Below are 12,932 nucleotides of genomic sequence, written 5' to 3'. Positions count from 1 at the left end.
GGCGTCAGTCGTCGTCCTGCGATTCGGCGATATGGCGCAGCGCCCCGGTGTCGGTGATGCGCAGGCCGCCGCGTTTGATGGCAATGAACGAGCGGTTGCGCCAGTCGTTGAGCGTCTTGTTGACGGACTCGCGCGTGGCGCCGAGGAACTCTCCGAGTTCCGATTGCGAGATCGGAATCCAGCCGGCGCTGTCGGCCATCACCTTGGCCAGGAAGACCAGGCGTTTGGCGAGCCTCGCCTCGATGCCGAAGAAGGCCTGGTCGCCGAGTTCGCCGCTGACCCAGCGCAGCCGGGCGCACAGAAGTTCGATCATCGCGCGTGCCAGCGGTGGATTTTTCTCAATGCGATCAAATAGTTGTGTCCTGCTGAGCGAAACCAGCTCGCAAGCGGTCAGGCAGATGGCGGTGGCGGTGCGTGGCCGCCCGTCAAGCGCGCCGATCTCGCCGACGAGGCTGCGCGACAGCTCGATATTGGCCACCAGCTTCTGCCCGCCGGGCGAATAGATCGAGATTTCCACCGTGCCGCTCATCACCCCGTAGATCCGGTCGGCGGCGTCTTCCTGGACGAACAGATGCTGGCCGGCGGCGTAGCGCTCGACCTTGCAGCCGCTGAACAGGATATCGAACAGCTTTGGATCGATGCGTGCCAGGCGCGGCAGATCGTTTCTGTCGTTTGGGCCGCCAAAAGCCATGTTCCAAATTCCCAATTGCCGCAATCGGCGAAGTTTAAGGGCCGAAGTCTAAGGCAAGAGTGCACCGCGTCAAAGGCCGGCGTTCATCCCTTGCGATTACGCCTTGTAAAGGCTTGGCGCAGTGGTCGCGCCCAGTGCCTGGCTCGTGCCGGGCGGAAAGCCGCCTGCACGCGCGGCGAGAGGAGCCGCGCGTGCAGGCACCAACTGATAAAAATGGATAGGTGATAAAATTTCTGTAAAACCGAGCGGCCGCAATGGCCTTTCCGCCTGTTGCGATAGCTGGGCGCAAACAGCGTGAGCGTATGTGACGGAGATCACATACAGCATCGCTGAAATAATGCGAGCGTCATACATCGCGCGAGCGACTGCGGGCAAAGAGACATGCCGACGTTGCGCCCCGGTCATATTCGACGCAAGTTGATTTGTTTCCTTGCCTGCCGGTCAGAATTGCACCAGTCTAAAATGGGGCAATACAGTTATTTACTTCGACAGAACCTTTGGGGGCGACTATGCCGGTCAGCAGAGAGCAGCGAATCCGTCAATATCTCGATCTCGTCACCGGGGGCGAGGGGACTGAATCGGTCCTCGGCAACGTGGAGACGATGGCAGGCGGCGGCCTGGAATCCCTTGCGCCTGCGGAAGCCGGCAAGACGGAGGCGGCGTTTGAATCGGCGCGCGCTGGCATGGAGAGCCTCGCGCGGGGCGCCGAAGTCGCGCCCGAGCAGCTTTCCGATCTGGAAGCCATAATCATCCCGGAGTTGCGGCCGGTCTATGACATCAAGGATGGCACCTTTACGACGCTGACTTTCGACGGCGCTCCGACACCTGGCCATTCGCTGTGGACGAAGCTTACCAGCGAGGCCGCATTGAAGCAGCGCATCGAAGCCGCCCTGCCGGCGATCGGGCGCATCGAACTGTTGTGGAACACCAATATCCCTTACGGCGGCACGGGCTTCGTCGTCGGCCGCAACCTGCTGATGACTAACCGTCATGTGGCGCAGATATTTGCGGACGGCCTTGGCGACCGCAATCTGCAATTCATCAACGGCCGCGCCGCCGGCATCGACTTCAAGCGCGATTCGGCGGCAGGAAACGTCTTCAAGATCCGCAATGTCCGGATGATCCATCCCTATTGGGACATGGCGATCCTCGAAGTCGAAGGCCTGCCCGACAACATCACGCCGCTGTCGCTCGCGGTCGCCGACGCGCGCGATATGCTGCGCCAGGAAGTCGTCGCCATCGGCTATCCCGCGTTCGACAATCGCAACGCGGTCGATGTCCAGAACGAGCTCATGCGCAATCGTTTCCAGGTCAAGCGCCTGCAACCGGGCATGCTGCAGGGCGGCTTCGATACGGAGAGTTTCGGCAAGATCGTCAGCGCTGCGACACATGATTGCTCGACCACTGGCGGCAACTCCGGCACCGCCATGATCAACCTCGCCACCGGCGAGGTCGTGGCGCTGCATTTCGCCGGCCGCTATCTCGAGCGCAACTACGCCGTGCCCACCGGCGCGCTCGCCAACGACCAGCGTGTCGTCGATCTCGGCCTCAATTTCGCCGGCGCCGCCAGCGGCGGCCCCAACGATTGGGGCGCATGGTGGAACAAGGCGGACAGCGGGTCGCCGGCCGAGGGCGTAAACCTGGTTGAAGTCGGCGGCGTCCAGCAGATCCCGGGCGTCGCCACCCAGACGCCTCCATCCGGAGGCGTCGTCGTTTCGCCGGGCGGCAGCGTCACCTTCGAAGTGCCGTTGCGCATCACCGTCTCGCTCGGCGCAACGCCTGCCCATGAAGCGGTCACGGAATCGGTCGAGCTCGAAGCGGCCAAGCCGACCCCTCCAGGCGGCGCATTCGTTCCCAAAACGGTCGCGGACTATGCCGGCTATAAGGGCTACGACGAGAAATTTCTCTCTGGCGGCACTAAACTCGCGCCGGTCGTTGTGCCGATGCCTGAGGCCACCGACCTCTCCGTGCTGGCGCCACTTAGAGACGGGGGCACGCGGCTAGACTACCAGAATTTTTCGCTCAAGATGCACGCCAAGCGGCGGCTGGCGCTGTTCACCGCCTCCAACGTCACCGAGGAGAGCAACCTGCGCGAGCCGGAAAAGGGCCGCAACTATTCGCGCGGCGGCCTGTTCAGCGAGCGCTGGTTCCCGGATCTGCGGCTCGACGACAAGTACCAGATCCCCGACGTCTTCTACACCCAGGATCAGGGCGCCTTCGACAAGGGCCATATCGTCAGGCGCGATGACGTGGCCTGGGGCAGCACCTTCGAGCTGCTGCTCAGGGGCAATGTCTGCTCCTTCCATGTCACCAACTGCTCGCCCCAGGTCGAAGGCTACAACCGCTCCGACAGCGGCGAGAAGAACTGGGGGGATCTCGAGAATCACGTCCTGTCGGAGGCGGCGAGCGAGCGGCTTTGCGTCTTCGCCGGGCCGGTCCTCGCCGATGATGACCGGACCTTTGCCGGCAAGGGTTCCAAAGGCACCAGTCTTCGCGCGCCGGTGCCGCGCCGCTTCTGGAAGGTGGTGGTCGCCCGCGTCAGTGACGGCATCGCCAGTTATGGCTTCGTGCTCGAACAGGATCTGTCGGACACGGAGCTGGAGTTTACCGTCTCCGACGAGTTCATCGGCGCCATGTACCCGCTGACCGAAATCTCCGAAATGACCGGCGTCAGCTTCGACCAATCGTTGATCGATGCCGACCAGTACGAAACGGTTCGCGGCACCGAAATTGCGATGCGGGCGGGATCACGCAAGCGGAAGAAGAAGGCTTAGGGTCGGAGGGAATCCCATGACCGAATGGACGCAATCCGAACTGAACAGTCTCAACCGCATCCTCGCCAACCTCTACCCGATGATCGGCGACGGCGTGCGTGTTGCCAAAGGTGTCGGTCTTTCGACTGCCCAGATCGCCTTTGACAACAAGGCGATCAACAACTGGTTTGCGATTGTCCAGCGCGCAAAGCAGGAGACCAGGGCCGATGACCTCGTCGCCTTTGCACTCGATGAGAATCCCGGCGACCAAGCACTGCTGCAGGCAAAGCAGCACGCCCCGCCGCCGCCGGTCGAAGGCCCCGCGACCGCCAATTGGAGCGGCGCGACGGCGCCGGCCCAGCTCGAAAAAATCCTTGGCGACAAGAGCACGCTGGTGCCGATCAGCTATCTCGAACTCGGCCTTGTCAGGGCAAGATCGGTGGTGCGCATCAAGCGTGCGGATGGCAGCTCCGGCACCGGCTTCATGACCACCGGCGGGATACTGATCACCAACAACCATGTCTTGCCTGACGACGCTTCATTGGCGGGCACGGTGGTCCAGTTCAACTATCAGCGCACCGTTGCCGGGCTCGACGCGCCGCTCGACCAGTTCGACATCGACACCGCCGTGCCTCTTCGTACCTCCAACGACAATGATTGGTCAGCCGTCCGCATCAAGGGCGATGCTTCCAAGTGGGGCGAGCTGGACATGAAGCCCATGGCCGTGAAGGTCGGCGATCACGTCAATATCATCCAGCATCCCGGCGGTGCGCAGAAACAGATTTCGTTCGTCGCCAATGTCGTGGCCTTCGTCGGCGGCGGCCGCGTCCAGTATCTGACCGACACACTGCCGGGTTCGTCGGGCTCGCCGGTCTTCGACACCGACTGGAACCTGATTGCGCTGCATCACAGCGGAGGCTGGCTCACCGAGCCCAACGCGCCTACCAAAAGCACATATTATCGCAACGAGGGCATTGCGATCGACACCATCATCCAGGACCTCGCGGCCAAGCCTGTGTAGATGGTGAGCTATGCAGACCGATGGCGCAGCTCGATGCGCGGCGATTTGGGACTACGGCATGTAAAATTTTTCGGATGTGACGGTTTATAACGCCAGACACCAAACACCAGGGAGTTCAGAGATCAGCGCCTATTTCGACCTCAGGCTTCAACTGGCTGATCTCTACCCATTGCCTCCCGATTGGTTGCAGGTAACCAAGGACGCTGGAATCGTCGCTGGCGCCATCAACCTCCAGGGGGCGGCGCTTACAGTCTGGTTCAACATCCTTGACTATGCGTTGACCAATAAACTGTCGCAGGCGCTTATGACTGCCGTCGTGGCGCAAAATCCGCAGTGCGCGGCCCGGTTCAAGGCCTATCTGGACGAACTCGCCGCGGGCCAGAAACCGACGGCCGAGTTGCCCGGCATGACGACCGACGATCGGGTCAACACCGCGCTCGCAGGCTTCAACGCCGTCAACCAGCAGTCCAAGGACATTCAGGCCACGCTTGCCGCCGACAACGGCCTCACCAATGTCACCAGCCAGATCGATGTCCTCAAGACCTACAAGGACCTGCATGACCATCTGCAGAGTTTTCAATACGGCATCGGCAGCTTCCAGAACCTGCTGGTCGCCGCCCGCGACATGGGGGCCGACCTGGAGCAGGTCCGCGTCATGCGCAATTTCCTCAAAATATTGAAGCTCTTCTGTGTCTCTATCGGAGAGTCGGTCATGGAACTGCCGGCGGGGCCGGCGCTTCACGATATCGAGCAGGCCTGGCTCGACGACCTCAAGGCGGCTGCGATCAAGTTGCAGGCTGCCATCGATAACAAGTCTCCGGACGCCTACGACGCGCTGTTTGACGTGCGCACCGTGCTGCGCGTCGTGCCGTCGCGGCTCAACCAGCAGATTTTCGTCACGGCAAAGAACCTGCCCTTCGGACTTTTGGCCACCGGTCTAGATACGATAGCCGGCAAACTTCCTGCAGAAGAGCCGTCCGTGCCCTTGATCAAGGCCGCGCATGACGCGATCATGGTGCTGTCCTCGACCATCTATGCGCGCGTCGTCGAGCACAAGCTATGGCAGGACATCGACAACAAGCTGGCCAGCCTTACCGACATGATCGAGCCGATAGAAGGGGGCGCTGCGGCGGACAAGTCGCTGCCGTTCCAGTTTTCGCCGCTGTGGCGAAACCTGGAAGTGAAGGTCAAGGTTCTTGCCGACCTCGACCCCACTGGAGCGTGGCGGGCGACGCTCGTCGACTACTCCACCGACGTCAACGACCAGCTATCGCGCGAGACCGTCGATACCGCCTTCATCCTTGCCTTCGAAGCCTATCGGGACGAGGCCCAGCAACGCTTCGTCCAGGTCGATCTGGCGCTGAAAACGGAATGCGCCTCGATCGTCCGCGTCAGCACGCCTTTGCACAAGATCATTGAGGACCTGGGGCCATGAGCGATGAACTTGCGACAGGCACGGAGACCGAAACTCCGGCCGATTTTATTTCGCTGAGCGACATCCGGATCGCACATCTCGAGCTGATGCGCATCGCCAGCAGCAATGAAGCCGTCGACCCATCGATGAGCCGCAGCGACAAGGCCGGCGCCGAGACGACGGAAGCCAGCATCGACAACACGGCCCCCGATGCGCAGGCCATCCGCGACTTCCTGGCCAAGGCACGGCGCGCCGGCAGCACCATCGCGCGGGAATCCGACCGGCGCGCGGCGCAGCGCATACTCGATTATTGGTCCGCCGAACTAGTCACGCGGCCGGGCATCACCTCAGCCGACGTCAGCCCGGTGCGGCTCGCGTCTTTCGCAGGTGGCGGTGGGCTCGAAACAACAGAGCCAATTGCCGTCGCGGTTGACTCCGAATCGGCATCGCGTGAAATCAACGATTCAGGAACGGTCGCCATCGCCGTTCCTGAATCAATGGCCGTCGCGACCAAAGACGGTGCCGAATCCGGCGACGGCTTCGCATCGGACGACGAACTGAGTTCGGACGAGCTGACCGAGCGCTTTCGCATTCGCGTGGCCGCCCAGGCGCGGCAATGGAAGAACACCGGCTATCCCGGCTATCTCCTGCGCGGCGAAGCGCTGAAGGAGGCGGCGGAGCTGCCGCAGGGGCCGGACATCGCCGAGTTCGTCGAGGCGAGCGCCAAGGCGGAGACCGACAGCCAGAAGCAGCGCGATCGCAGCAAGAATATATTGATCGCGCTGTTTGCCATCCTGGCCGCGATCCTTGGGGCAACCACCTATTTCGCCTACGTCCAGAGAAATGACGCTGTTGACGCGCGCAAGGATGCCGAGACGACGGCGAGTGAGGTCGCAAAGCTCAATGGAAAGCTTTCCACCGCCCTTGAAAAGACGGAAGACGCACGCCAGCGAGCCGAGGCTGCACTTGCCGTTGCCGAGAAGAAGGCGGAAGACGCCGCCAAGACGCTGGCCGAGCAGCAAGCCACGCAGGCCACTTTGCGATCCGCGATCTTGCTTGTGGTCGAACAGCTCAAACTCGGCAGCGTGTCCCTGGACAAGTTGGCGCCCGATTTGCGACAGGGGGTGCTGGTCGAGCTGGCCGGGCAGGTCAAAAGCGGCGAGGTCGCGCTCGACCAATTGCCGGCGCCGCTGCGCGCCGCGCTTGAACCGCTGCTTGGCAAAGACATAGACAAACAGCCTAACGTTCTTTCGGGATACAAGGTCGATTTCATAGGGGCCACGATCGGCTTGCCCAGGATAACCGACGACCTGGCCAACGACGCCGTGGCGCCGCCGCTTGATTACATCAACTACTCGCTGGTCATGGGCCGAACTCATCGCATGGCCATCTATTCGGCCGTCAACCTGGATCGGTCGCAGAGGTTGCCGCTGCAATTCACCGCCAGCAGACTGAAACCCGACAGCCGATTGTCGGCCGACTACCAGCCTCGTCCCAACTGGTACTTTCGCGCGGACCGACCCTGGCTGGCGGCGCGATTTGCAAGTGCCAGCGACATCGCCTGGGGTCCGGAGTTCGCCGGCGATCCGGCAACGGCGGCGCTCAAGCTGGCGCAGTATGCCTCTTTCCTGCCAAACACGATGCCGCAGCCGCGTACTTTCTACAGCAGCCGATGGGTGCCGCTCGAAAACTGGGTTCGCTCGCAGCACAATCCGCTCGCCAATCGGGTGACCATCTTCAGTGGTCCTGTCTTCCGGCCCGCGGACCAGCCGGTCGACGGCGTGCCGGTCCCTTATGCCTATTGGAAGCTCGCGGTGTCCTCGGTGTCGGCGGCCGTGAAGGGAGAGGTGAGGGAGCCGGAATTTGAGGTCGATGCGTTCTTCATTCCAGCCGACGCTACGGGGGCGTTCAACGTCGAGCAGTATCGGCTCCCGGTTGCCGAGCTTGAAAGGCTCACGAGCCTCAATTTCGACCCTCTCATCGAATGGACGGATTCACTGAAGAACCGCGGCCCCAATGGAACCGCGGCCGACGAACTGGCGGCTCGCGTCAAGCTGCTCGACGGCGCAAATGATGCACTGCGCGGTGACCTGATTGCCGTCCTCGAAGACGCAGACCTTCCGGTGGTCGAACGGCAGAAGATCGTCGCGGCTCTCGTCGAGATGGCCGGCCTGCAAAGCATAAGCGGGCTGACACCGGCGGGGCGCCGCAACGTGCTTGAGACCCTGCTTGGGGTACCGCCTGAATTGTGGGAACGCCCGGACTGGCTGGCTGTGTTTGCCGGCGCGCGCCGGGCGGTTGCCGATCTCGCCCTTTCGGCAGCCGACGGCCAGACTGTTATCGGTGAGCAGGATCGCAACGCACTCAACACGCTGAAGGACCGGCTGCGTATCCAGCAGAGCCCACAGACGGTTTACGTCCAGTTCGCCGGCATGGCGCGCGAGGACGCCGGGGCGCTTTCCGCAAAAATGCGGGCCTTGGGCTGGGGCATTCCAAACCCTGGCGAAGAACGTGTCGCCGCTGCCGCCGGCAAGAACGAAGTTCGCTACAACCCCTACAACGACGCCGACCGTGGCGCCGCCGAACTGCTGGCCGCCGACCTCACGGTTGCCGCTGGCCGACTGGTGACAGCCCGTGCGGTGCCGATCATCAAGGCCAACACATTGGAGATATGGACCAGCATATAGAAACACTGAAGGCCCGAGCGGGGCGAAGACAAGGGCGCGTAAAAAAGCCGCGATGCGCCGCTCACTATCGTCGCGACAAATACGGGCTGTTCTCACTCCAGAGGTTTTTACATGCGCACGCGTCACGCCGTCATGCTTGCACTTTCCGCGCTTTGCATTCCAGCCGTCTCCATGCCGCTGCAGAAAGCCAACGCGCTGGAGCCTGAAAAATACACGGTCTATTGCGCCAACGATCACATCGAGGTTTCGTTCTGGGATCTCGAGCAGATGAAGGTGCGCAACGGCTCCGATGTCTGCCAGTTCCAGAGCTACACGAGCTACTCAAGCGCCTTGAAATTCGCGTAGAAGAATTTTGGTGGGGAAGGGGCGAGTTGCAGCTGCTAGGAGTGCTGGCTTGGAGTGCGCTGTTCAGGGAAAGAAAATGGTGGGCGATGCAGGGATTGAACCTGCGACCCCACCCGTGTGAAGGGTGTGCTCTCCCGCTGAGCTAATCGCCCGCTCGTTGCCCGAAGGCCAAGCGAGCCGCGATATAAGGGAGGCAGGGTTGTGAAGTCAAGGCGATGCGCCGGCCTTCTGTGCCTGAAATAGGCGAGGGCAGGCGCTGCCGCGCAATCGCCCGTTTCGCTCAGCCGGCCGCAGCTGCAATCAGCCGTTCCGCCAGGTCGAGCGTCAGCGCGTCGAAATGCGAAATCACCGCCGACGGCTCGAATTCTCTGACATGGCGGTCGGTGTAGCCGAAATCGACGGCGACCACCGGAATGCCGGCTGCCTTGGCGGTGTCGATGTCGGTCTGCGAATCGCCGACCATCAGCGCATGATGCGGATCGCCGCCGGCGAGCCGGATGGTCTCGGTCAGATGGCGCGGGTCGGGCTTGCGGAAGGCGAACGTGTCCTGGCCGGCGATCGCGGCGAAATGCTTTGTCAGGCCGAGCGCCTCGATCAGCGCTTTCGAATTCGCCTCATATTTGTTGGTGCAGATGGCGAGCAGATAGCCGGCCTTCTCGAAGCGGGCGATGGCTTCGACGACACCGGGGTAGGGGCGCGACTTGCCGGGGATGTTGAGTGTGTAGTGGTCGAGGAACACCTTCAGCAGCCTGTCGTGCTCCTCCACCGCCAGCGATTTCTGCTGCGCGGTATGCGCGCGCTCGATCATCACCCGTCCGCCCTGGCCGACAAAACGCCGGAAGCCGGCCTCGTCGACAGCGGCAAGCTCGCTGGCGGCAAGGCTGTGGTTGAGGCTGTCGAGCAGATCCGGCGCCGTGTCGATCAGCGTCCCGTCGAGGTCGAACACGATGATCGGTTGGGTCATGGCCTGTCCTGTGGCTGATGCATTGCAGGCAGGCGATAGCGGCTGCGCTTCTTTCAGGCAAGCCGGTGCGAGCCAAAGTCTTTGACCCTGCGGGCAAAAGTGCTAGGAGCGCGCATCCAGAAAAATCAGAACCAAGCCAAACCCCTGGGGCGAGCATGGATGCGAGGCAGTTGAAAGTCGAGGCCGCGCGGGCAGCCCTTGCCCATGTCAGCGACGGCATGCGCATCGGCATCGGCACCGGGACGACGGCCGACGAATTCGTGCGGCTGCTGGCCGAAAAGATCGCCGCGGGCTTGACCGTCATCGGCGTGCCGACGTCGGAGCGCACTGCAGCCCTTTGCCGCGAACTCGGCGTGCCGCTGTCGACGCTTGAGGAAACGCCCGAGCTCGACCTCACCGTCGACGGCGCCGACGAGATCGACGCGGCGCTGACACTGATCAAGGGCGGCGGCGGCGCGCTGCTGCGCGAGAAGATCGTCGCGGCGGCATCTCAGCGCATGATCGTCATTGCCGATCGCTCGAAGATGGTCGACACCCTTGGCCGGTTTCCCTTGCCGATCGAAGTCAACCAATTCGGCCTGTGCGCGACCGAAATCGCGGTCGCGGCAGCGGCCAAAAGTCTCGGCCTTTCCGGCCCGGTTACATTGAGGATGACGGGGGACCAGCCTTTTGTTACAGACGGCGGCCATTTTATCCTCGATGCATCTTTTGGCCGCATTCCGGATACAAGAGCGCTTTCGAATGCTCTCCATGCCATTCCTGGTGTGGTCGAGCATGGTCTTTTCATCGGGCTGGCGTCAGCGGCCATCATCGCCGGCGGCGACGGCATCCAAACCGTCCATGCCGCCCGAAAACCAGGGAGTTCTACCGATCATGATGTTGCATAACCGGGTTCGCAATCTTTGCGCCGTTCTGGCGGCTTCGGCCGTTTTCGCCTTCTCTTCCCCGGCGTTCTCGCAGGAGATCACGGAATCGCATCTGAAGGCGGCACGGGCGGCGGTCACGGCAATCCACGCGACCGACTCGTTCGACAACATCCTGCCGCAAGCAGCGGCCTCGCTCGAGCAGCAGCTCATCCAGAAGAACCCTGATATGCAGGAGCTGATCGGCAAGACCGTCAGCGAGAAGGCACTGGCGCTGGCCTCGCGCCGTGCCGATCTGGAGAAGGAAGCAGCGCTCGCCTATGCCAAGGTGTTCTCCGAGAAGGATCTCACCGACATCGCCGCCTTCTACAATTCCGATGCCGGCAAGAAGCTGCTCGACAACGGCCCCAACGTGACGCGCGAACTGGTCAAGGCCGCCGACATCTGGCAGAACGGCCTGGCGCGCGATCTCGCCCAGCAGGTCGGCGAAACGCTGGCAGCAGCCGCGAAGGCCGCTGCTCCGGCCGCGCCTGCGCCGGATAACGCAACTGCCCCCGCCGATGGCGCTGCACCTGCCGATGGCGCTGCACCTGCCGACGGCGATGCGCCCGCAGACGGTGACCAGCCGGAAGCGCCGAAGAACTAAGACGTCTGATTTCGCCACCGGCATCCTTGCCGCTGGACCAGAAAGCCCGGTGGAAATCGGGCTTTTCTTTTGGCTTCATGCGGCCTACCTGTCTCAAACATTTCTTGAGGCAAGGAACAGCAGCATGGGCGGTTACGACTACGATCTCTTCGTGATCGGCGGCGGCTCCGGCGGGGTGAGAGCGGCGCGCGTGGCGGCAGCGCTCGGCAAGCGTGTCGGCATCGCGGAGGAATACCGCTATGGCGGCACCTGCGTCATCCGTGGCTGCGTGCCGAAAAAACTCTATGTCTATGCCTCGCAATTTCCCGAGCATTTTGCCGACGCCGCCGGCTATGGCTGGACGGTGCCGGAGGCGAGCTTCGACTGGCCGACGCTGGTCGCCAACAAGGACCGCGAGATTGCCCGTCTGGAAGCGATCTACGAAAAGAACGTGAAAGGCGCCGGCGGCGAGACGTTCCACTCGCGCGCCATGCTGGTCGACCCGCATGTCGTGCATCTCCTGGGCGATGACCGCACCGTCACCGCCGACCAGATCCTGATCGCCACCGGCGGCCGGCCGGCGCCGCACCCGGCGCTGCCCGGTCACGAGCATTGCATCTTTTCCAATGAGGTTTTCGACCTCAAGCAACTGCCGAAGGCGATCATGATCGAGGGCGGAGGCTACATCGCCGTCGAATTCGCCAATATCTTCCATGGCTTGGGCGTCGACACCACGCTGGTCTATCGCGGCAAGGAGATACTGTCACGCTTCGACATGGACCTGCGGCACATGCTGCACGAAACCATGGAAAGGAAGGGGATCAAGATCCTCTGCCACGCCGTGTCGGAATGGGTCCGCAAACGGCCGGACGGCAGGCTGGATGCGTTGGTCACCGGCGGCAAGGTACTGACGATCGACCAGGTCATGCTCGCCATCGGCCGCCTCCCAAACACTGAGAATATGGGCCTGGAAGGCGTCGGTATCGAGCTCGGCATAACCGGCGCCATCGTTGTCGACGAATATTCCCGCACCAACATCGACAACATCTGGGCGATCGGCGACGTCACCAACCGCGTGCAGTTGACGCCGGTGGCGATCCACGAGGCCATGTGTTTCATCGAGACCGCATTCAAGGGCAATCCGACCGCGCCCGACCACGACACCATTCCGACCGCCGTCTTCTCACAGCCGGAGATCGGCACCGTCGGGCTGTCCGAGGACGATGCCGTCAAGCGCTACGCCGATATCGAAATCTACCGCGCCACATTCCGGCCGATGCGGCACACGCTGTCGGGCCGCGACGAAAGGATGCTGACGAAGCTGGTGGTCGATGGCGCCACGCGAAAAGTGCTCGGCGCGCACATCCTCGGGCCGGACGCCGGCGAGATGGCGCAGTTGCTCGGCATTCCGCTGAAGGCCGGCGTCACCAAGGATGATTTCGACCGCACCATGGCCGTCCACCCGACGGCAGCGGAGGAACTGGTCACCATGTACAAGCCCACCTACCGCGTGAAGAACGGCGTGCGGGTCGATTGACGCCCGCGCGCTCGATCTTGAAGAACCCCCCA

The 12,932-nt window shown here is 62.6% G+C and carries 10 protein-coding genes and 1 tRNA gene; 8 read left to right on the top strand and 3 right to left on the bottom strand.

All coding sequences use genetic code 11. From position 1 onward, the window contains the following. Window positions 1-4: 4 nt before the first annotated feature. The gene (locus tag NKH22_RS03385) at window positions 5-691 is read right to left on the bottom strand and encodes a Crp/Fnr family transcriptional regulator (protein ID WP_023682508.1); all 687 of its coding nucleotides are present in this window, start codon (window positions 689-691) and stop codon (window positions 5-7) included. A gap of 509 nt (window positions 692-1,200) precedes the next feature. Here NKH22_RS03385 and NKH22_RS03380 point away from each other — a divergent pair. From NKH22_RS03380 to NKH22_RS03360, 5 genes are all read left to right on the top strand, one after another. Continuing rightward, window positions 1,201-3,465: a DNA/RNA non-specific endonuclease gene (locus NKH22_RS03380; RefSeq protein WP_352908951.1), complete on the top strand. Its 2,265-nt coding sequence runs from the start codon at window positions 1,201-1,203 to the stop codon at window positions 3,463-3,465. 16 nt (window positions 3,466-3,481) lie between these two features. Further along, window positions 3,482-4,465: a trypsin-like peptidase domain-containing protein gene (locus tag NKH22_RS03375; RefSeq protein WP_023726582.1), complete on the top strand. Its 984-nt coding sequence runs from the start codon at window positions 3,482-3,484 to the stop codon at window positions 4,463-4,465. A gap of 304 nt (window positions 4,466-4,769) precedes the next feature. Next, complete coding sequence (locus NKH22_RS03370; protein ID WP_155921533.1) at window positions 4,770-5,900, top strand: hypothetical protein; 1,131 nt, start codon at window positions 4,770-4,772, stop codon at window positions 5,898-5,900. After that, on the top strand, window positions 5,897-8,566 hold the full coding sequence (locus NKH22_RS03365; protein ID WP_352908950.1) for a DNA/RNA non-specific endonuclease: 2,670 nt from the start codon (window positions 5,897-5,899) through the stop codon (window positions 8,564-8,566). Before NKH22_RS03370 ends, NKH22_RS03365 begins: the two co-directional genes overlap by 4 nt. Before the next feature lie 111 nt (window positions 8,567-8,677). Then, complete coding sequence (locus tag NKH22_RS03360) at window positions 8,678-8,911, top strand: hypothetical protein (protein ID WP_352908949.1); 234 nt, start codon at window positions 8,678-8,680, stop codon at window positions 8,909-8,911. Between the two features lie 77 nt (window positions 8,912-8,988). Here NKH22_RS03360 and NKH22_RS03355 read toward each other — a convergent pair. Then, window positions 8,989-9,063 (bottom strand) — tRNA-Val (locus NKH22_RS03355). A 128-nt stretch (window positions 9,064-9,191) separates the two neighbouring features. Beyond that, on the bottom strand, window positions 9,192-9,875 hold the full coding sequence (locus NKH22_RS03350) for a phosphoglycolate phosphatase (RefSeq protein ID WP_023691328.1): 684 nt from the start codon (window positions 9,873-9,875) through the stop codon (window positions 9,192-9,194). Window positions 9,876-10,030: 155 nt separating this feature from the next. Between NKH22_RS03350 and rpiA the strand changes: the two genes are divergently transcribed. The 3 genes from rpiA (at window position 10,031) to gor (ending at window position 12,900) form a co-directional block, all read left to right on the top strand. Continuing rightward, a complete protein-coding gene (gene rpiA / locus NKH22_RS03345) occupies window positions 10,031-10,762 on the top strand; it encodes a ribose-5-phosphate isomerase RpiA (protein WP_352908947.1) in 732 nt (243 codons plus the stop codon). Continuing rightward, window positions 10,749-11,384 carry a DUF2059 domain-containing protein gene (locus NKH22_RS03340; RefSeq protein WP_023820740.1) on the top strand — a complete coding sequence of 212 codons (636 nt, stop codon included), beginning with the start codon at window positions 10,749-10,751 and terminating at the stop codon, window positions 11,382-11,384. The genes rpiA and NKH22_RS03340 overlap by 14 nt, the downstream gene beginning before the upstream one ends. A gap of 124 nt (window positions 11,385-11,508) precedes the next feature. Beyond that, the gene (gor, locus tag NKH22_RS03335) at window positions 11,509-12,900 is read left to right on the top strand and encodes a glutathione-disulfide reductase (protein WP_023820741.1); all 1,392 of its coding nucleotides are present in this window, start codon (window positions 11,509-11,511) and stop codon (window positions 12,898-12,900) included. Window positions 12,901-12,932: the final 32 nt, after the last annotated feature.

The organism is Mesorhizobium sp. M1252 (assembly GCF_040318265.1).
In the GTDB taxonomy this organism is placed as follows: domain Bacteria; phylum Pseudomonadota; class Alphaproteobacteria; order Rhizobiales; family Rhizobiaceae; genus Mesorhizobium.
This window is presented reverse-complemented; position numbering and strand designations above follow the sequence as displayed.